The 19,482-nt window shown below is 71.3% G+C and carries 15 protein-coding genes; 12 read left to right on the top strand and 3 right to left on the bottom strand.

Annotated features, from left to right (window positions below):
* Positions 1-312: 312 nt before the first annotated feature.
* Positions 313-1,902 carry a phosphoglycerate dehydrogenase gene (gene serA / locus ACH4D3_RS31330; RefSeq protein ID WP_398329072.1) on the top strand — a complete coding sequence of 530 codons (1,590 nt, stop codon included), beginning with the start codon at positions 313-315 and terminating at the stop codon, positions 1,900-1,902.
* A gap of 122 nt (positions 1,903-2,024) precedes the next feature.
* Here the strand turns inward: serA and ACH4D3_RS31335 are convergent, their stop codons facing one another.
* Positions 2,025-3,266, bottom strand: coding sequence for a PucR family transcriptional regulator (locus ACH4D3_RS31335; protein WP_398329075.1), 1,242 nt, complete (start codon positions 3,264-3,266; stop codon positions 2,025-2,027).
* A 165-nt stretch (positions 3,267-3,431) separates the two neighbouring features.
* Between ACH4D3_RS31335 and ACH4D3_RS31340 the strand changes: the two genes are divergently transcribed.
* The 7 genes from ACH4D3_RS31340 (at position 3,432) to ACH4D3_RS31370 (ending at position 12,409) form a co-directional block, all read left to right on the top strand.
* The gene (locus ACH4D3_RS31340) at positions 3,432-4,358 is read left to right on the top strand and encodes a proline dehydrogenase family protein (RefSeq protein WP_087789452.1); all 927 of its coding nucleotides are present in this window, start codon (positions 3,432-3,434) and stop codon (positions 4,356-4,358) included.
* A gap of 46 nt (positions 4,359-4,404) precedes the next feature.
* The gene (gene pruA, locus ACH4D3_RS31345; protein ID WP_398329078.1) at positions 4,405-6,045 is read left to right on the top strand and encodes an L-glutamate gamma-semialdehyde dehydrogenase; all 1,641 of its coding nucleotides are present in this window, start codon (positions 4,405-4,407) and stop codon (positions 6,043-6,045) included.
* A gap of 307 nt (positions 6,046-6,352) precedes the next feature.
* Positions 6,353-6,484 (top strand): hypothetical protein, encoded by a 132-nt coding sequence (locus ACH4D3_RS31350; protein ID WP_011030289.1) that lies wholly within the window; start codon positions 6,353-6,355, stop codon positions 6,482-6,484.
* A gap of 75 nt (positions 6,485-6,559) precedes the next feature.
* Positions 6,560-7,603 (top strand): 3-isopropylmalate dehydrogenase, encoded by a 1,044-nt coding sequence (locus ACH4D3_RS31355; protein WP_398329081.1) that lies wholly within the window; start codon positions 6,560-6,562, stop codon positions 7,601-7,603.
* A gap of 261 nt (positions 7,604-7,864) precedes the next feature.
* Positions 7,865-8,953 (top strand): branched-chain amino acid aminotransferase, encoded by a 1,089-nt coding sequence (locus tag ACH4D3_RS31360; protein WP_398329084.1) that lies wholly within the window; start codon positions 7,865-7,867, stop codon positions 8,951-8,953.
* Between the two features lie 434 nt (positions 8,954-9,387).
* Entirely contained in the window at positions 9,388-10,992 is a 1,605-nt protein-coding gene (cimA, locus tag ACH4D3_RS31365; RefSeq protein ID WP_398329087.1) for a citramalate synthase, read from the top strand.
* A 64-nt stretch (positions 10,993-11,056) separates the two neighbouring features.
* Positions 11,057-12,409, top strand: coding sequence for a hypothetical protein (locus ACH4D3_RS31370; RefSeq protein WP_398329089.1), 1,353 nt, complete (start codon positions 11,057-11,059; stop codon positions 12,407-12,409).
* A gap of 15 nt (positions 12,410-12,424) precedes the next feature.
* Here the strand turns inward: ACH4D3_RS31370 and ACH4D3_RS31375 are convergent, their stop codons facing one another.
* Positions 12,425-13,405, bottom strand: coding sequence for a DMT family transporter (locus tag ACH4D3_RS31375; RefSeq protein ID WP_398329092.1), 981 nt, complete (start codon positions 13,403-13,405; stop codon positions 12,425-12,427).
* A gap of 75 nt (positions 13,406-13,480) precedes the next feature.
* Here ACH4D3_RS31375 and ACH4D3_RS31380 point away from each other — a divergent pair, with 75 nt between their 5' ends.
* Both ACH4D3_RS31380 and ACH4D3_RS31385 read left to right on the top strand, forming a co-directional pair.
* Entirely contained in the window at positions 13,481-14,095 is a 615-nt protein-coding gene (locus ACH4D3_RS31380; RefSeq protein ID WP_398329095.1) for a TetR/AcrR family transcriptional regulator, read from the top strand.
* Positions 14,096-14,135: 40 nt separating this feature from the next.
* Complete coding sequence (locus ACH4D3_RS31385; RefSeq protein WP_398329098.1) at positions 14,136-14,714, top strand: cysteine hydrolase family protein; 579 nt, start codon at positions 14,136-14,138, stop codon at positions 14,712-14,714.
* Here ACH4D3_RS31385 and ACH4D3_RS31390 read toward each other — a convergent pair.
* Positions 14,701-15,258 carry a YceI family protein gene (locus ACH4D3_RS31390; protein WP_398329101.1) on the bottom strand — a complete coding sequence of 186 codons (558 nt, stop codon included), beginning with the start codon at positions 15,256-15,258 and terminating at the stop codon, positions 14,701-14,703. The genes ACH4D3_RS31385 and ACH4D3_RS31390 overlap by 14 nt on opposite strands.
* A gap of 149 nt (positions 15,259-15,407) precedes the next feature.
* Between ACH4D3_RS31390 and ACH4D3_RS31395 the strand changes: the two genes are divergently transcribed.
* Both ACH4D3_RS31395 and ACH4D3_RS31400 read left to right on the top strand, forming a co-directional pair.
* Positions 15,408-17,738, top strand: a complete 2,331-nt coding sequence (locus ACH4D3_RS31395) for a polysaccharide lyase 8 family protein (protein WP_398329524.1) — start codon at positions 15,408-15,410, stop codon at positions 17,736-17,738.
* A 154-nt stretch (positions 17,739-17,892) separates the two neighbouring features.
* Positions 17,893-19,476, top strand: coding sequence for an acyl-CoA carboxylase subunit beta (locus ACH4D3_RS31400; RefSeq protein ID WP_398329104.1), 1,584 nt, complete (start codon positions 17,893-17,895; stop codon positions 19,474-19,476).
* Positions 19,477-19,482 lie beyond the last annotated feature (6 nt).

Raw genomic sequence — 19,482 nt, forward strand, 5'->3', positions numbered from 1 at the left:
CAACGAGTACAAGAAGCAGGACTCCGAGCACCTCCTGGAGACCACCGGCAAGGAGCTGCGCAAGCTCATGAGCTGGGTCGACGAAGAGGCGTAGGTCTTTGCCCCGCGGGGGTGCCCGGCGCGCCCGGCACCCCCGCGGGATCCACTTCCGGGTGATGCTTCCGCAGCGGCGCAGGACACTGCCCGCCACGCCACTAGACTGCTGAACACATACGCGTCAGGCCCACAGCGTCGTGCGTCTTCCACGCGGCTAGCAACCCTCCGCATGCGGCCGTCGGGACGGCCGTCCGCATTGGACTTGTGAGGACTCACGTGAGCTCGAAACCCGTCGTACTCATCGCTGAAGAGCTGTCGCCCGCGACCGTGGACGCGCTCGGCCCCGACTTCGAGATCCGCCAGTGCAACGGCGCGGACCGGGCCGAACTGCTCCCCGCCATCGCCGACGTGGACGCGATCCTGGTCCGCTCCGCCACCAAGGTCGACGCCGAGGCCGTGGCCGCCGCCAAGAAGCTCAAGGTCGTCGCCCGCGCCGGGGTCGGCCTGGACAACGTCGACGTCTCCGCCGCCACCAAGGCCGGTGTGATGGTGGTCAACGCCCCGACCTCCAACATCGTCACCGCCGCCGAGCTGGCCTGCGGCCTGATCGTCGCCACCGCCCGCAACATCCCGCAGGCCAACGCCGCGCTGAAGAACGGCGAGTGGAAGCGCAGCAAGTACACCGGCGTCGAGCTGGCCGAGAAGACCCTCGGCGTCGTCGGCCTCGGCCGCATCGGCGCGCTGGTCGCGCAGCGCATGTCCGCCTTCGGCATGAAGGTCGTCGCCTACGACCCCTACGTGCAGCCCGCGCGGGCCGCGCAGATGGGCGTCAAGGTGCTGTCCCTGGACGAGCTGCTCGAGGTCTCCGACTTCATCACCGTCCACCTGCCCAAGACCCCCGAGACCCTCGGCCTGATCGGCGACGAGGCGCTGCGCAAGGTCAAGCCGAGCGTCCGCATCGTCAACGCCGCCCGCGGCGGCATCGTCGACGAGGAGGCGCTGTACTCGGCGCTCAAGGAGGGCCGCGTCGCCGGCGCCGGCCTCGACGTGTACGCCAAGGAGCCGTGCACCGACTCGCCGCTGTTCGAGTTCGACCAGGTGGTCTGCACCCCGCACCTCGGCGCCTCCACCGACGAGGCCCAGGAGAAGGCCGGCATCGCCGTCGCCAAGTCGGTGCGCCTGGCCCTCGCCGGCGAGCTGGTCCCCGACGCGGTCAACGTCCAGGGCGGCGTCATCGCCGAGGACGTCAAGCCCGGTCTGCCGCTGGCCGAGCGCCTCGGCCGCATCTTCACCGCGCTCACCGGTGAGGTCGCCGTCCGCCTCGACGTCGAGGTCTACGGCGAGATCACCCAGCACGACGTGAAGGTGCTGGAGCTGTCCGCCCTCAAGGGCGTCTTCGAGGACGTCGTCGACGAGACGGTGTCGTACGTCAACGCCCCGCTGTTCGCCCAGGAGCGCGGCGTCGAGGTCCGGCTGACCACCAGCTCGGAGTCCCCGGAGCACCGCAACGTGGTGACCGTGCGCGGCACCCTCGCGGACGGCGAGGAGGTGTCGGTCTCCGGCACGCTGGCCGGCCCGAAGCACCTCCAGAAGATCGTCGCCATCGGCGAGTACGACGTGGACCTCGCCCTCGCCGACCACATGGTCGTCCTGCGCTACGAGGACCGTCCCGGCGTCGTCGGCACCGTCGGCCGGATCATCGGCGAGGCGGGTCTCAACATCGCCGGCATGCAGGTCGCCCGCGCGACGGTCGGCGGCGAGGCGCTGGCCGTCCTCACCGTCGACGACACGGTGCCCTCCGGGGTTCTGGCGGAGGTCTCGGCGGAGATCGGCGCCACGTCCGCCCGGTCCGTCAACCTCGTCTGAGGCGGCCGTACCCGGGGGCTGCCGCCCCCGGGACCTCCGGACCGCCGACCTCCGGACCGCCGACCTCCGGCCCCCCGAAGCCGACGCGCCGACCGAGGGCCTGCGCCGGGTGATCGGGGCCGCTACAGGCGACGCGCCTTGAGTGCCATGTGCAGCAGCAGCCGGTCCTCGCCGTCGTCCAGGTCCAGGCCCGTGAGCTGTTCGACGCGGGACAGCCGGTAGTACAGCGTCTGGCGGTGGACGCCCAGCTCGGCGGCGGTGCGGCCGGCCTGGCCCGCGCAGTCCAGATACACCTCCGCGGTGCGGGCGAGTTCGCGGTGGGCGGGGGAGAGCAGCGCCCGTACGGCGGGATCGTCGGCGGAGCGCGGGGGCAGCGAGGTCAGCAGGCGGAACGCGCCGATCGACGTCCACTGCGCGACCGGCCCGAACCGCTCCTCCGCCCGCGCCGCCCGGGCCGCCGCCGACGCCTCCGACCAGGCCGCCCCCAGATCGGCGAGACCCGTCCGCGGTGCGGAGACCCCGGCCGCGGCGCCACCCGCCGGCCCGCCCCGGGCCGTGGCCGCCCCCGCCCGCTCCAGCAGCCGCCCCGCCGCCGACGTGGCCGGTGTCTGCACCTCCGCCGAGCGCAGCCGGACCAGCAGCGCCAGCGACACGGCCGAGACCCCCCACGGCACCGTGCACAGTGCCGTCGCCCCCGGGACCGTACGGACCGAGGGCGCGTCGTCGGGATCGGCCGAGGGCCAGGGCGCCACGCACACCACCGCGTGCGGGGTCTCGGCGCGGGCGCCCAGCGCGCTGCGCAGCTCCGCCACCGCCATGTCCCGCTGCCAGTCCCGCTCCGCCGTCAGCACCGCCCGCAGCTCCCGGCTCAGGTCGGCGCCGTGCTGTGCCTCGTCGGCGAGCAGTGCGCCGATCCGCGCCGTGACCTCCATGGCCGCCGCCAGCTGCCGCTCGGTCGGCCCCGGGTCGGTGTCCAGCAGCCACACATAGCCGAGGACCACACCCCGATGGCGTACCGGCAGACAGGTGCGTCCCCGGTACACCCCCGCCTCGGGGGTCGGCGGGATGCGGACCGGTCCGGTCGCGCGGGTGATGCCGAAGCTCTCGAACCACGCCCGGACCGCGGCGGTGGAGCGCCGGGTGAGGATCGAGCGGGTGCGCACCGGGTCGAGGGCGGACGGATCGAGGTCGCCCTCGCTGTCGTACGCGCCGAAGGCGATCAGCTCGAAGTCGCGGTTCTCCAGGGTCGCGGGCGCGCCCAGCAGCTCGGAGAGCTCGTCGACCAGCTCCTGGTAGTCACCGCGCGTACTGCCCGAGCCTGTGGAACCTCTGGAATCCGACATCACCCGGGCATTCTGCCGCATATGCGCGCGCCCTTCATACATCTGTCTGAGATCCGCGGCACGGATGCGTGACAGCTGTCGATGGCCGACGATCGGGAGGATCCTTAGATTTCACGGTGGTTCTCCGTGCCGTTCCCCCTTCGTCGGGCAGCGGCCCCTGTGTTGGTTGGTAAGTGGAGGTGCCCCGTGCTGGGTCCCGTGATTCTCGCCGCGTCGCGCAGCGACCGGATGCGTCGTCTCGTCTCGGCCGCGCCCGTGACCAAGCCGGTCGTCGACCGGTTCATCCCCGGCGAGACGGTCGACCAGATCGTGCCGATCGTCCGGGAGCTCACCGATCAGGGCCTGGAACTGACGATGGACGTCGTCGGCGAGGACATCACCACCCCCGCGCAGGCCGAGGCCGCCCGCGACGCCTACCTGGAGCTGATCGACCGGCTGAAGCCGCTGGAGCTGGGCACCCGCGCCGAGATGTCGGTGAAGCTGTCCATGTTCGGCCAGGCGCTGGACGGCGGGCACGAGCTGGCCCTGGGCAACGTCCGCCCGGTGGTCGAGGCCGCCGCCGAGATCGGCACCACCGTCACCCTCGACGCCGAGGACCACACCACCCTCGACTCGATGTTCGCCATCCACGAGGAGCTGCGGAAGGACTTCCCGCAGACCGGCTGCGTCATCCAGGCCTACCTCTTCCGCACCGAGGCCGACGCGCGCCGCCTCGCCGACAGCGGCTCTCGCGTACGGTTGGTGAAGGGCGCCTACAAGGAGCCCGCAGAGGTCGCCTACCAGCAGCGCCACGAGATCGACAAGGCGTACGTGCGGATCCTGCGCACGCTGATGGAGGGCGAGGGCTACCCGATGATCGGGTCGCACGACCCGCGCCTGATCTCCATCGGACAGGAGCTGGCCCGCACGGCCGGACGCAAGCTCGACGAGTACGAGTTCCAGATGCTGTACGGCATCCGCGGCGACGAGCACCTGCGGCTGGCCGCCGAGGGCCACCGCATGCGCGTCTACACCGCCTACGGCACCGACTGGTACGGCTACTTCATGCGCCGTCTGGCGGAGAAGCCGGCCAACCTCCGGTTCTTCGCCCGCTCGATGGTCAGCAAGGGCTGAGCCCACCCTCTCGCAAGACCGCTCAGTTAAAGGAGTTACGGAACCCATGGACGCTGTGACCCAGGTCCCCACCCCCGTCAACGAGCCGGTGCACGGCTACGCGCCCGGTTCGCCCGAGCGTGCCCGTCTGGAGGCCAAGCTCAAGGAGCTGGCCGACAACCCCGTCGACCTGCCCTGCACCATCGGTGGCGAGAAGCGGATGGGCGGCGGCGAGCGCTTCGACGTCGTGCAGCCGCACAACCACAAGTCCCGCCTGGGCACGTACGCCAACGCCACGCAGGCGGACGCCCAGGACGCGATCGACGCCGCCCTGGCCGCCGCCCCCGCGTGGCGCGCGATGTCCTTCGACGACCGCGCGGCGATCATCCTGCGCGCCGCCGAGCTGCTGTCGGGTCCGTGGCGCGAGACCATCGCCGCCTCCACCATGCTCGGCCAGTCCAAGACCGCCCAGCAGGCCGAGATCGACAGCCCCTGCGAGCTGATCGACTTCTGGCGCTTCAACGTCCACTACGCCCGCAACATCCTGGCCGAGCAGCCCCCGGCCAACTCGCAGGGCGTGTGGAACCGCATGGACCACCGCCCGCTGGAGGGCTTCGTCTACGCGATCACGCCGTTCAACTTCAGCGCGATCGCGGCCAACCTGCCCACCGCCCCCGCCCTGATGGGCAACGTGGTGGTCTGGAAGCCGTCCCCGACCCAGACCCATGCCGCCGTGCTGCTGATGCAGCTGCTGGAGGAGGCCGGGCTGCCCAAGGGCGTCATCAACCTGGTCACCGGCGACGGCATCGAGGTGTCCAAGGTCGCCCTGGAGCACCGGGACCTCGCGGGCATCCACTTCACCGGCTCGACCAAGACCTTCCAGCACCTGTGGAAGACGGTCGGCAACAACATCGAGAAGTACCGCACCTACCCGCGCCTGGTAGGCGAGACCGGCGGCAAGGACTTCCTGGTCGCCCACCCCAGCGCCGACCGCGCCGTGCTCAAGACCGCGCTGACCCGCGGTGCCTTCGAGTACCAGGGCCAGAAGTGCAGCGCCACCTCGCGCGCCTATATCCCGGCGTCCATCTGGAACGACGGGTTCAAGGAGGAGTTCGCCGCCGAGGTCGACTACCTCACCATGGGTGACGTCACCGACCTGTCGAACTTCATCGGCGCGGTCATCGACGAGCGGTCCTTCGCCAAGAACAAGGCCGCCATCGACCGTGCCAAGCAGGACGAGACCTGCACGATCGTCGCGGGCGGCTCCTACGACGACTCGGTCGGCTACTTCGTCCGCCCGACCGTCGTCGAGTGCACCGACCCGGAGAACGAGGTCTTCCGCACCGAGTACTTCGGCCCCTTCCTCGCCGTGCACGTGTACGACGACAGCGCCGAGGACGCGTACGACGCGATGCTGACCCAGATGGAGTCGGTGTCGGACTACGCGCTCACCGGCTCGGTCGTCTCCAACGACCGTGCGGCGGCCGCGTACACGATGGAGAAGCTGCGCTACGCGGCCGGCAACTTCTACATCAACGACAAGTCGACCGGCGCCGTGGTCGGCCAGCAGCCCTTCGGCGGCGGCCGTGCCTCCGGCACCAACGACAAGGCCGGTGCCCCGCAGAACCTGATGCGCTGGACGCTGACCCGCGCCATCAAGGAGACGCTGGTCGCGCCGACCGACTACACCTACCCGCACATGGGCTGACGCCCAGGCGCGAAAGCCCGGCGGGGCCAGGTCGACCGACCTGGCCCCGCCGGGCTTTTCCGCAGGTCGCAGCGGTGTGAGTCGAGGCGCCGTCTCAGATAGTAGGAAGTCCGAGTAATTGTGGAGACAGACGCTCCGCACTCCCTTAGCTTTGTAGGAGCCGAACGTCCCGCTCGATCGAGCGAATGGCGGTCGTGAGCCCGTGCCCGTGCAGGCAACCCCTGCGGCACCGCGCTCCCCGCCCCTTCCGGCGTCTCTCCCCACCCTCGCTTTCCGCGCTCCCCTTGTGCCGAAGGAGTCGATTCCCATGGCCGAGACGACCGTCCGCCGCCGAGTCCGCCACCTCTCCCGTACCAGCGACTCCGACCGCAAGAACGCCGCGGCCGCCCTCCAGCGCTCCCTCGACCGCCGGGACAACGGCGGCGCCACCGGCCACTGAGCCGCGCGGACGACAGTGGCGTCCGCATGGCGGACGCCTCATGTCATCCCGTGGGACGAGCGATAGGGTGCCGTCATGTCTCGCAGCCTCAATCTCGCAGTGATTCCCGGTGACGGCATCGGCCAGGAGGTCGTGGCCGAGGGTCTCAAGGTCCTCTCCGCCGTACTTCCGCAGGATGTGAAGCTGGAGACCAAGGAATTCGACTTCGGCGCCCGGCGCTACCACGCCACCGGTGAGACCCTCACCGACGCCGACCTCGACGCCCTCAAGGCGCACGACGCCATCCTGCTCGGCGCGATCGGCGACCCCTCGGTGCCGTCCGGCGTGCTGGAGCGCGGCTTCCTGCTCAAGCTCCGCTTCGCCTTCGACCACCACGTCAACCTGCGGCCGAGCAAGCTCCTGCCCGGCGTCGCCACCCCGCTCGCCGGCCAGCCCGAGATCGACTTCGTCGTCGTCCGCGAGGGCACCGAGGGCCCGTACACGGGCAACGGCGGCACCATCCGCAAGGGCACCGAGCACGAGGTCGCCACCGAGGTCTCCGTCAACACCGCCTACGGCGTCGAGCGCGTCGTCCGCGACGCCTTCGCCCGCGCCCAGGCCCGCCCCCGCAAGAAGCTCACGCTGGTCCACAAGAACAACGTGCTGACCTTCGCGGGCCACCTGTGGACCAACATCTTCAACAAGGTCGCGGCGGAGTACCCCGAGGTCACCACCGACTACATCCACGTCGACGCCGCGACCATCTTCCTGGTCACCGACCCGGCCCGGTTCGACGTGATCGTCACCGACAACCTCTTCGGCGACATCATCACCGACCTCGCCGCGGCCGTCTCCGGCGGCATCGGCGTCGCCGCCAGCGGGAACATCAACCCGTCCGGCGACTTCCCCTCGATGTTCGAGCCGGTGCACGGCTCCGCGCCCGACATCGCCGGCCAGGGCAAGGCCGACCCCACCGCCACGGTCCTGTCCGTCGCCCTGCTGCTGCGCCACCTCGGGTACGAGGACGAGGCCGCCCGGATCGAGGAAGCCGTCTCCACCGACCTCGGTGAACGCGGTGGCCTGCCCGCCCGCAGCACCTCCGAGATCGGCGACGCGCTCGCCGCACGAGTAGCCGGCTGACCCCGGCGCACTCGAAATCCAACCTTTCGAAGCCGCCGGGTCCGAAAAACAAGGCACCCGGCGGCTTTCTCCTGCGTCCGCCAGGTGCGACCATCGAATCCTGGGCCGCATTCACCCCGTTTCACCCGTCGCGGGCCGCGCGCGATAATCGAACGCGAAGCCGCGACTTGAGGGAATGCTCGGACGTCCTAGCACCGGCCACCGGCCGTACGGGCGTGACCGCGGCCCGTCACAATACGAACCGGTGAAGGACAGCCACCCATGACGACGCCCACGATCGAGCTCAAGCCCTCCGCCAACCCGCTCTCGGACTCCGAGCGGGCGGCGATCCTGGCCAACCCCGGGTTCGGCCGCCACTTCACCGACCACATGGTGACGATCAAGTGGACCGAGGGCCGCGGCTGGCACGACGGCCAGCTCGTGCCGTACGCCCCGCTCTCCCTCGACCCGGCCACCATGGTCCTGCACTACGCGCAGGAGATCTTCGAGGGACTGAAGGCCTACCGGCGGCCCGACGGCTCCGTCGCCACCTTCCGCCCGGAGAAGAACGGCGCCCGCTTCCAGGCGTCCTCGCGCCGCCTCGGCATGCCCGAGCTTCCGGTGGACACCTTCATCGAGGCCTGCGACGCGCTGGTCGGGCAGGACGAGAAGTGGGTCCCGGCGCACGGCGGCGAGGAGTCCCTGTACCTGCGCCCCTTCATGATCGCGACCGAGGTCGGCCTGGGCGTCAGGCCGGCCAACGAGTACCTCTTCATCGTCATCGCCTCCCCGGCCGGCGCCTACTTCCCGGGCGGCGTCAAGCCCGTCTCCATCTGGGTCTCCGAGGACCGGGTCCGCGCCGTCCCCGGCGGCATGGGCGACGCCAAGACCGGCGGCAACTACGCGGCCTCCCTGCTCGCCCAGGCCGAGGCCGCCGCCAAGGGCTGCGACCAGGTCTGCTACCTCGACGCCATCGAGCGCAAGTGGGTCGAGGAACTGGGCGGCATGAACCTGTACTTCGTGTACGGCGACAAGATTGTCACGCCCTCGCTCACCGGCTCCATCCTGGAGGGCGTCACCCGTGACTCCCTCCTCACCGTCGCCCGCGACCTCGGCTACGAGGCCGAGGAGGGCCGTGTCTCGGTCGACCAGTGGCAGCGCGACTCGGAGAACGGCACGCTCACCGAGGTCTTCGCGTGCGGGACCGCCGCCGTGATCACGCCGGTCGGCACGGTCAAGCGGACCGGCGCCGAGTGGCAGCAGAGCGGGGGCGAGACGGGCGAGGTGACGCAGCGGCTGCGGGACGCGCTGCTGGACATCCAGCGGGGGACCGCAAAGGACACGCACGGGTGGATGCACACGCTGGCGTGATCCGCCCCGGGTGGGGGCGGGACGCCGTGCCGGGGGCTCCGCCCCGGGCCCCCGGTCTGTGCCCGCCCACCACCCGACTCGGTCGGACAAGAGACGAACAGCCACCCGAGCACGACGTCCGCGGCCGCGGACGGCTGCCGTTCGCATCCTGAGACAGGCGGTGGACAGGGGGACGGAGTGTGCCAGACTGCCCCCGTGCTCTCGTTCGCCATGATTATTGGCAGCAGGCGCGCCGGTCCGCAGTGACCACCACGTACGACCAGGTACGGGTGGACACCGTCGTCCTCGACCCGCGCGCAGACCTCTCGCACCCGCGAGAGGTTTTTCGCTTTCCTGGCCCACCCCGAGCCGGGAAGAGAGCGCGAGGGATCATAGAGGAACGGTGGAACCGGTCATTCCGGTAGACCGAGATCCCCAACAGGAGCCTTCAGATCATGACCGCAACCAGCGAACTCGACGATTCGTTCCACGTCTTCGACACCACCCTGCGCGACGGCGCGCAGCGCGAGGGCATCAACCTCACGGTCGCGGACAAGCTGGCCATCGCACGGCACCTGGACGACTTCGGTGTGGGCTTCATCGAGGGCGGCTGGCCCGGCGCCAACCCGCGGGACACCGAATTCTTCGCCCGCGCCCAGCAGGAGATCGACTTCCAGCACGCCCAGCTGGTCGCCTTCGGCTCCACCCGCCGCGCGGGCGCGAGCGCTGCCGAGGACCACCAGGTCAAGGCGCTGCTCGACTCCGGCGCCCAGGTGATCACCCTGGTCGCCAAGTCGCACGACCGGCACGTCGAACTGGCTCTGCGCACCACGCTGGACGAGAACCTGGCGATGGTGGCCGACACGGTCTCCCACCTGAAGGCGCAGGGCCGCCGGGTCTTCGTCGACTGCGAGCACTTCTTCGACGGGTACCGCGCCAACCCCGAGTACGCGAAGTCGGTCGTGCGCACCGCCTCCGAGGCAGGAGCCGACGTCGTCGTCCTGTGCGACACCAACGGCGGCATGCTCCCGGCGCAGATCCAGGCCGTGGTCGCCACGGTGCTGGCCGACACCGGCGCCCGGCTCGGCATCCACGCCCAGGACGACACCGGCTGCGCCGTCGCCAACACCCTCGCCGCCGTCGACGCGGGCGCCACCCACGTCCAGTGCACGGCCAACGGCTACGGCGAGCGGGTCGGCAACGCCAACCTGTTCCCGGTCGTGGCCGCCCTGGAGCTGAAGTACGGCAAGCAGGTGCTGCCCGAGGGCCGGCTGCGCGAGATGACCCGGATCTCCCACGCCATCGCCGAGGTCGTCAACCTCACCCCCTCCACCCACCAGCCGTACGTGGGCGTCTCCGCCTTCGCGCACAAGGCCGGCCTGCACGCCTCCGCGATCAAGGTCGACCCGGACCTCTACCAGCACATCGACCCCGAGCTGGTCGGCAACACCATGCGGATGCTGGTCTCCGACATGGCAGGACGCGCCTCCATCGAGCTGAAGGGCAAGGAGCTCGGCATCGACCTCGGCGGCGACCGCGAACTGGTCGGCCGGGTCGTGGAGCGGGTCAAGGAGCGCGAACTGGCGGGCTACACCTACGAGGCCGCCGACGCGAGCTTCGAGCTGCTGCTGCGCGCCGAGGCCGAGGGCAGGCCGCTGAAGTACTTCGACGTCGAGTCCTGGCGCGCGATCACCGAGGACCGCCCCGACGGCAGCCACGCCAACGAGGCCACGGTCAAGCTCTGGGCCAAGGGCGAGCGCATCGTCGCCACCGCCGAGGGCAACGGCCCGGTGAACGCCCTGGACCGGTCGCTGCGCGTCGCCCTGGAGAAGATCTACCCGGAGCTGGCCAAGCTCGACCTGGTCGACTACAAGGTCCGCATCCTGGAGGGCGTGCACGGCACCCAGTCCACCACCAGGGTCCTCATCTCCACGTCCGACGGCACGGGGGAGTGGGCCACGGTGGGCGTCGCGGAGAACGTCATCGCCGCCTCCTGGCAGGCCCTGGAGGACGCGTACACGTACGGGCTGCTGCGGGCCGGGGTCGCGCCCGCCGAGTGAGCGGAGCGGCCAATGGATCCGCGCTTTATGTCTGATTGAGGTCCATTCGGGTACGTTCGAACGTATGAAGGGCGTTCGTGTGCAAGTCCTCATACGCCTCCTGGTCGCGCCGGTCGTCGCCGCGCTGGCGGTGCTGCTGGCCGGTGCGCCGGGCGCGCAGGCGGAGACCGGCGTCTCCGAGATCGGCGCGGCGCTGCGCGAGAGTCCGGTGTACGTGGACCCGGCCGCCTCCGACCTGCTGTCCAAGTCGGACGCGGACGCGCTGGCCGACAAGATCGAGGACGCGGGCGAGCCGGTCTTCGTGGCGGTCCTCCCGGCCGGCTACCCGACCGAGAACCTCTTCCAGAACCTCCGCACCGAGACCGGCATCACCGGTCTGTACGGCGTCCGCCTCGGCGACCGCTTCGACGCCCGCGCCGACAGCAGCGTGCTGAGCCGCCAGGGCGTGCACAACCTGGTCACCGCCGTCCAGGGCGCGGGCGATCCCAAGGCCCAGTTGAACGACTTCGTCGACGACGCGCTGCGCAGCGTGCGCGGCTCCGCCCCCTCGTCCTGGGACTCCGGCGGCGGCTCCGCGCCCACCGGCGCCCTGATCACCGCGGGCGCGGTGGTGGTCATCGGCGGCGCGGGCGTCTACGCGGTCTCCCGGCGCGGCCGCCACCGCCGCGAGGCGGAGCAGCGTGCGGCGCTGGAGCGGCTGCGGGTGGTGGTCGACGAGGACATCACGGCCTTCGGCGAGGAGCTGGACCGCCTGGACTTCCACCCGGCGGAACCGGGCGCCGACGACGCGATGCGGGCCGACTACGAACGCGCCCTGGACGCCTACGAACAGGCCAAGACGTACATGGCCGACGCCCGCAAACCCGAGGACGTGCGGGCCGTCACCCAGGCGGTGGAGGACGGCCGCTTCTCGCTGGCGCAGCTCGCCGCCCGCCGCGAGGGCAGGCCGCTGCCCGAACGCCGTCCGCCCTGCTTCTTCGACCCGCGCCACGGCCCGTCGGTCGCCGACGCCACCTGGACCCCGCCCGGCGGCACCACCCGCCAGGTCCCGGTCTGCGCCGCCGACCAGGCCCGGCTGTCCGACGGGCGGGACCCGATGATCCGCGAGGTGGACACCGACCAGGGCCGCCGCCCCTACTGGGACGCGGGCCCGGCCTACGGCCCCTGGGCGGGCGGCTACTTCGGCGGCGGCATCCTGCCCGGCCTGCTGGTCGGCACCATGCTCGGCAGCATGATGGCGGGCCCCGCCTACGGAGCCGGTTACGGCACCGGGTACGGAGACTTCGGCGGCTACGAGGGCGGCGACGTCTCGGGCGGCGACTTCGATCCCGGTGACTTCGGGGGCGGCTTCGGCGGCGGTGACTTCGGCGGTGGCGGCGGCTTCGGCGGCGGAGGGGACTTCGGCGGCGGCTTCTGAGGCGCGCGGCGGGGCTCAGGGCCTGTACGCCGTCGGCCTGTCCGCCGTCGGTCTGTTCGTCGGCCTGTCCGTCGTTCGCTCCCCGGCCGCCGGACGTTCCGCGCCGGACCGCACTGTCCGCCCCCGGCGCGCGCCGTCCCTGCGCCGGACGACGACCACGGCCACGAGGCCGACCGCCAGGCCGAGGGCGGTCTGGACGCCGAAGGGCTCACCGAACATGAGGGCACCCCACACGGCCGTGACCGGGGCCATGAGGAACATGAGGGTGTTGACCTCCGTGATGCCGGACCGGCGCAGGATCAGCCAGTACAGGCCGTAGCCGCCGAAGGTCGGCAGGACCACCAGCCAGGCGGTCGCCAGCCAGAACGAGGAACCGGACGGCGGTGCCGCCGCCCCGAGGCCCAGGGCCAGTCCGGAGAAGAGGACGGCGCTGGTCGCACAGTGGATCGTCAGGGCGACGCGGGGCGCGACCGGCACCCGTGTGCGGCCCTGAAGGAACGTGGCCGCCACCAGCGACAGCATGCCGAGGAACGGGACGAGATACGCCCACCAGGCCACCTCCGCGCCCGCCGCCCCGGCGTCGGCGACCGTCACCGTGACCACACCCGACAGCCCCAGCCACAGTCCGAGCCACTGCCCGCGCGAGACGTACTGGCGCAGCAGGGGACCGGCGAGCGCACCGGCGACGAGTGGCTGGACGCCGTCGATCAGGGCGGTGGTGCCGCTGGAGACGCCCAGCTCGATGGCGTAGTAGACGCTGAGCAGGTAGCCGCTCTGCGACAGCGCGCCGATGGCGATCTGCCGGCCGGCGTCCCGCGGTGTCAGGCCCCGCCAGGCGGCCCGGGAGACGGCCGCCGCGACGGCCAGGGCCACGGCGAGCGGCAGGAAACGCCACATCAGGAGGGTGGGTGTGGCCGCGGTCTCCGCACCGAGCTTGGCGCCGATGAAGCCGGAGCTCCAGCACAGGACGAAGGCGGCCGAGAGTATGACGTGCACGTCGACCCCAGCAGAGTAGACAGATCGGTTTACTCGTTCAGGGTGCCCACTATACAGACCGGTATACTTGTCGTCATGGGTGCAGAGGTCGTGGGTGCAGAGGTCGTGGGCCCGGAGGACAAGCCGCGCCGGGTGCGGATGACGCCCGGCGCGCGACGGGTGCTGGAGGCCGCCGAGCGGCTGTTCTACGCGCACGGCATCCACGCCGTCGGCGTGGACACCATCGCCGCCGAGGCCGGGGTGACCAAGAAGACGCTGTACGACCGCTTCGGTTCGAAGGAGCAGATCGTCGTCGAGTACCTGGCCGGACGCGACGAGCGCTGGCGGGAACTGCTCGCCGGGCGGCTGGCGGCGGCGGGGGAGGCCCCCGCCGCCCGGGTGGTGGCCGTCTTCGAGGCGTCGCGCGCATGGTCGGAGCGGTACGGGGCCAAGGGGTGCAGCATGATCAACGCACATGCGGAGATCAGCGATCCGGACCATCCGGCGTACCCGGTCATCACCGGGCAGAAGCGGTGGATGCTCGACCTGTTCAGCGGCCTGGCCCGGGAGATCGACGCGGCCGGTGCCGACCGGCTGGCGCGGACGCTCATGCTGCTGCACGAGGGGGCGCTGGTCTCGCACGGGGTGGGGGTCCTCCCCGACCCCTTCGGTGCCGCCCTCGACCGGGTGCGGGAGCTGCTGGACGGGTGAAACGGGCGGCGGGCGTGGGCGGCGGCGCTACGGTGAGCGCATGCCGCCCACCACCGCACTCCTCGTCATCGACATGCAGAACACCACGGTCGCCATGGCGCACCGGGCCGCCGAGACGGTCGCCGTGATCGCCGGCCTGAGCGAACGGGCCCGGGCGGCCGGGGTGCCGGTGGTGACCGTGCGCCAGCAGGACGCGGGCATGGTGCCCGGGACCGAGGGCTGGCGGGTGGTGCCCGAGCTGACCCCGCGGGACGGGGAGCCGGTCGTGGACAAGACGACCCCGGACAGCTTCCTGGACACCGGCCTGGACGCGGTCCTCGCGGCGCGCGGTGTCACCGAGGTGATCGTGACCGGGTTCGCCACGGAGGTCTGCGTGGACACCACGGCGCGGCAGGCGCTGAGCCGGGGGTACGACCTGGTCGTCGTCGCCGACGGGCACACCACCTCGGTGCGGACCGGGGCGGACAGCGACGACCTCGTTCCGGCGGACCGCTCGATCGCGCAGTACAACGCCATTTACCGCACGATCGGCTGGCCCGGCCGCCGTATCCGGGTCCGGGCCGCCGCCGACGTGGAATTCGGCGCCCCCGAAGGGGCGCGGGACGTCAGGCCTGCCTGATCGCCGAGATGTCGAAGTTCAGCTTGATCTTGTCGGAGACCAGCACGCCGCCCGTCTCCAGGGCCGCGTTCCAGGTGAGCCCCCACTCCGAGCGCTTGATCTCCGCCTTGCCCTCGAAGCCGACGCGCTCGTTGCCGAACGGGTCCTTGGCGGCGCCGTTGAACTCCAGGTCGATGGTGAGCGGCTTGGTCGTGCCGAGGATCGACAGGTCACCGGTGATGCGGTAGTCGTCGCCGCCCAGGGACTCCGCCCTGGTGGAGCGGAACGTCATCGTCGGGTGCTCGCCCGTGTTGAAGAAGTCCGAGCTCTTCAGGTGGCCGTCACGGTCGGGGGAGCCCGTGTCGATGCTGTCCATCGTGATGTCCAGGGACGCCGTGGAGCGGGACGGGTCGGTGCCGTCGAGGTGCAGCGTGCCGGTGAAGTCGAGGAACTTGCCCTTGACGTTGGTGACCATCGCGTGGCGCGCGGTGAAGCCGATCGTCGTGTGGGCGGGGTCGACGGTGTAGTCGCCGGTCAGTGTGGAGAGGTCGGGGGTCGTGGTCATGGTGTCCTCCGGGGAAGGCCTTGATGTTGAATGTTCAACCAGTCCAACGGGCTCGACTCTAGACCTATTCCACTCCGCCATCAACCGCTTCGCACCGCGTGTCGCGGCGCCGTTCCCCTCCCGTCGCCAACGTGATAGACGGCATGAGCATGACCCCACAGCGCCCCACCGCTCCCACCCGCCGCGCGGTCCTGCTCGCCGCGTGCGCGGCCGCCGCCCTCACGTCCGTGCCCCGGGCCGCGGCCGCCACCGCCGACCCCTACGACGCCCTCCGCCGCCGCTGGCTCGACATCACCCTCGGCACCGGCTACGACCCGGCCGCCGAGCCGTACGCCTCCCGCCTCGCCGAGACCGGCGAGCGGGCCCGCGAGCACCGCGCCACCATGGCCCCCGCCCCCACCTCCCTGTGGCCGGGCCACCCCTTCGACCCGCCGGCCGGCATCACCTTCGCCTACGGCCGCCTGTGGACCATGACCGAGGCGTACGTGCAGGAGGGCACCGGCGCCACCGGCGACCCCGCCCTCCTCGCCGACATCCTGCGCGGCCTCGACCATCTCTCGGCCACCGTCTACAACCCGGCCACCACCCGCTACGGCAACTGGTGGGAGTGGCAGATCGGCAGTCCCCGGCTGCTGATGGACATCACCGCCGCCCTCCACGACCACCTCGGCGCCGACCGGGTGGCCGCCGCCTGCGCCGCCGTCGACCACTTCGTCCCCGATGCGATGCTCGGCGACTACACCGGCACCTCCACCGGCGCCAACCGCGTCGACCTGTGCCGCTCCGTCGCCCTGCGCGGCGTCCTGGGCCGGGCCCCCGGCAAGCTCGCCCTGGCCCGCGACGCCCTCTCGCCGGTCTTCCCGTACGTCACCGAGGGGGACGGGCTCTACGCCGACGGCTCGTTCGTCCAGCACACCTGGGTCGCCTACTCGGGGACGTACGGCCAGGTCATGCTGGACGGCCTCGGCCGGCTGTTCACCCTGCTGGCCGGCTCCGAGTGGGAGGTGACCGACCCGGGCAAGCAGCTCGTCCTCGACAGCGTCGAACACGCCTACGCACCCCTGATCCACGACGGCCTCGTCATGGACATCGTCAACGGGCGGGCCATCAGCCGGGGCTACCTCGAAAGCGACGACCTGCACGTCATGCGCAGCGACCACTTCCACGGCCAGCAGCTCGTCGCCGCCATGGCCGTCCTCGCTGGCGGGGCGAGCGACGCCGAGCGGGAGCGCTGGTACGCCCGGATCAAGGGCTGGACCGAGCGGGACACGGTCACCCCGATCCTGACCGCGCCCCAGTTCCCGGTCGCCGACCTGGCCCGGCTGCACGCGATCGCCGACGCCCCCGGCGAGGCCGCCCCCGAACCCGTGGGGCACCACCTCTTCGCGGCCATGGACCGCGCCGTCCACCGCCGCCCCGCCTTCACCGCCGGCCTCGCCATGGCCAGTGACCGCATCGCCCACTACGAGTGCGGCAACGGCGAGAACCCGCGCGGCTGGCACACCGGCGCGGGCATGCTCACCTGGTGGGCGAACGGAACGACGGCGGATCAGTACACGGACTGGTACTGGCCCACCGTCGACTGGTACCGGCTGCCCGGCACCACCGTCTCCACCAAGCGCCTGGCCGACCGGGCGGGCGGCGAGTGGGGCGAACCCAAACCGGACGTGCGCTGGGTCGGCGGCGCGACCGACGGCGAGTACGCGGCCGTGGGCCAGCACCTCAAGGGGCTCGGCTCCACCCTGGAGGCCCGCAAGTCCTGGTTCTTCCTCGACGACGCCGTGGTCTGCCTGGGCGCCGGCATCACGTGCGCGGACGGCGTACCGGTCGAGACGGTCGTGGACAACCGCAACCTGGGGGAGGGCGGCACCCAAACCCTCGTACGCGGCCGGCACTGGGCCCACCTGGAGGGCCACGGCGGCTGGATCGTGCCCGAGGGTGCCCTGCGGACTTTGCGCGAGGACCGCACCGGCGCCTGGTCCGACATCAACACCACCAGCACGACCGAGCGCCGTACCCGCCGCTGGCAGACCCTGTGGCTCGACCACGGCACCGACCCGGCCGACGCCGGCTACGTCTACACCGTCATGCCGGGCGCCTCCCGGGCGGCCCTCGCCCGCCGCGCCGCGGACCGCCACTGGCTCAAGGTCCTCGCCAACGACGACCACCGCCAGGCGGTGACCGTCCCCTCCCTCGGTCTGACGGCCGCCAACTTCTGGCAGGCCGGCACCGCGGGCCCGCTCACCACCACGGCCGGGGCGAGCGTGCTGGTCCGCCGCCGGGGCCGTACCGCTACCCTCTGCGTGAGCGAACCGCCGCGCACGGGAGAGGCCCTGGAGATCGTCTGGGACCACCCGGTGGGAGCGGTGCTGCGGGCCGACGAGACGGTCGAGATCCTCGCGGCGGGCCGCCGACTGCACCTGCGCGTCACTCCAGGGGTGGTATGTACCACCCATGAATGTGAGGTGACTCTCAGCTGACGGCTTTGTGCGACCCCTACAAGCATGAGGCCCCCTGAGCAGTCGAAAGGGCTGCATGCGGTGGGGGTTCTGTTCAGTGCTACCAGGAAAACGGGCCGGAGACTGTACGGAGTCGACGGCTCGCAATCCTTGGTCGGCTTCGTAGAGTCGCTACATGACCGTTTTGGATGAGGCGCCGGGCGAGCCGACGGACGCGCGTGGCCGCGTGGCCGAGCTGCACGGGATCCGTGCGCAGGCGCTCGCCGGGCCGAGTGAGAAGGCGACGGCGGCTCAGCACGCCAAGGGCAAGCTGACGGCACGCGAGCGCATCGAGCTGCTCCTGGACCCCGATTCCTTCCGCGAGGTCGAGCAGCTGCGCCGGCACCGGGCGTCCGGGTTCGGTCTGGAGGCCAAGAAGCCCTACACCGACGGTGTCATCACCGGCTGGGGCACGGTCGAGGGGCGCACGGTCTTCGTCTACGCCCACGACTTCCGGATCTTCGGCGGCGCGCTGGGCGAGGCCCACGCCACGAAGATCCACAAGATCATGGACATGGCCATCGCGGCCGGTGCCCCGCTGGTCTCCCTGAACGACGGCGCCGGCGCCCGTATCCAGGAGGGCGTCAGCGCGCTCGCCGGGTACGGCGGCATCTTCCAGCGCAACACCAAGGCGTCCGGCGTCATCCCGCAGATCAGCGTGATGCTCGGCCCGTGCGCGGGCGGCGCGGCCTACAGCCCCGCCCTCACCGACTTCGTGTTCATGGTCCGCGACACCTCGCAGATGTTCATCACGGGCCCCGACGTGGTCAAGGCGGTCACCGGCGAGGAGATCACGCAGAACGGCCTGGGCGGCGCCGACGTGCACGCCGAGACGTCCGGCGTGAGCCACTTCGCCTACGACGACGAGGAGACCTGCCTCGCCGAGGTCCGCTACCTCCTCTCCCTCCTCCCGCAGAACAACCGGGAGAACCCGCCCCGCGCCGAGTCCTCCGACCCCGCGGACCGCCGCTCGGACACCCTCCTCGACCTGGTCCCGGCGGACGGCAACCGCCCGTACGACATGACCAAGGTCATCGAGGAACTCGTCGACGAGGGCGAGTACCTGGAGGTCCACGAGCGCTGGGCCCGCAACATCATCTGCGCGTTGGCCCGCCTCGACGGGCAGGTCGTCGGCATCGTCGCCAACCAGCCGCAGGCCCTGGCCGGCGTCCTGGACATCGAGGCGTCGGAGAAGGCCGCCCGCTTCGTCCAGATGTGCGACGCCTTCAACATCCCGATCATCACCCTTCTGGACGTACCCGGGTTCCTGCCCGGCGTCGACCAGGAGCACGGCGGCATCATCCGCCACGGGGCCAAGCTCCTCTACGCCTACTGCAACGCGACCGTGCCCCGGATCTCGCTGATCCTGCGCAAGGCGTACGGAGGTGCTTACATCGTCATGGACAGCCAGTCCATCGGCGCCGACCTCACCTACGCCTGGCCGACCAACGAGATCGCCGTCATGGGCGCCGAGGGTGCCGCCAACGTCATCTTCCGCCGTCAGATCGCCGACGCCGAGGACCCCGAGGCCATGCGGGCGCGCATGGTCAAGGAGTACAAGTCCGAGCTGATGCACCCCTACTACGCGGCCGAACGCGGCCTGGTCGACGACGTCATCGACCCCGCCGAAACCCGCGAGGTACTGATCAGGTCCCTGGCGATGCTGCACACCAAGCACGCCGACCTGCCCTCCCGCAAGCACGGCAACCCGCCGCAGTGACCCGAG

Source organism: Streptomyces sp. NPDC018026 (assembly GCF_044327745.1).
GTDB lineage: Bacteria > Actinomycetota > Actinomycetes > Streptomycetales > Streptomycetaceae > Streptomyces > Streptomyces rubrogriseus.

Excerpts from the sequence above, each read along its gene's own strand:
- ACH4D3_RS31355 (WP_398329081.1), top strand. The coding sequence starts at position 6,560 with ATGTCTCGCAGCCTCAATCTCGCAGTGATTCCCGGTGACGGCATCGGC.
- pruA (WP_398329078.1), top strand. The coding sequence starts at position 4,405 with ATGGACGCTGTGACCCAGGTCCCCACCCCCGTCAACGAGCCGGTGCAC.
- ACH4D3_RS31390 (WP_398329101.1), bottom strand. The coding sequence starts at position 15,258 with ATGACCACGACCCCCGACCTCTCCACACTGACCGGCGACTACACCGTC.
- ACH4D3_RS31335 (WP_398329075.1), bottom strand. The coding sequence starts at position 3,266 with ATGCGGCAGAATGCCCGGGTGATGTCGGATTCCAGAGGTTCCACAGGC.
- ACH4D3_RS31395 (WP_398329524.1), top strand. The coding sequence starts at position 15,408 with ATGACCCCACAGCGCCCCACCGCTCCCACCCGCCGCGCGGTCCTGCTC.
- ACH4D3_RS31380 (WP_398329095.1), top strand. The coding sequence starts at position 13,481 with ATGGGTGCAGAGGTCGTGGGTGCAGAGGTCGTGGGCCCGGAGGACAAG.
- ACH4D3_RS31360 (WP_398329084.1), top strand. The coding sequence starts at position 7,865 with ATGACGACGCCCACGATCGAGCTCAAGCCCTCCGCCAACCCGCTCTCG.
- ACH4D3_RS31385 (WP_398329098.1), top strand. The coding sequence starts at position 14,136 with ATGCCGCCCACCACCGCACTCCTCGTCATCGACATGCAGAACACCACG.
- ACH4D3_RS31370 (WP_398329089.1), top strand. The coding sequence starts at position 11,057 with ATGAAGGGCGTTCGTGTGCAAGTCCTCATACGCCTCCTGGTCGCGCCG.
- ACH4D3_RS31400 (WP_398329104.1), top strand. The coding sequence starts at position 17,893 with ATGACCGTTTTGGATGAGGCGCCGGGCGAGCCGACGGACGCGCGTGGC.
- ACH4D3_RS31350 (WP_011030289.1), top strand. The coding sequence starts at position 6,353 with ATGGCCGAGACGACCGTCCGCCGCCGAGTCCGCCACCTCTCCCGTACC.
- cimA (WP_398329087.1), top strand. The coding sequence starts at position 9,388 with ATGACCGCAACCAGCGAACTCGACGATTCGTTCCACGTCTTCGACACC.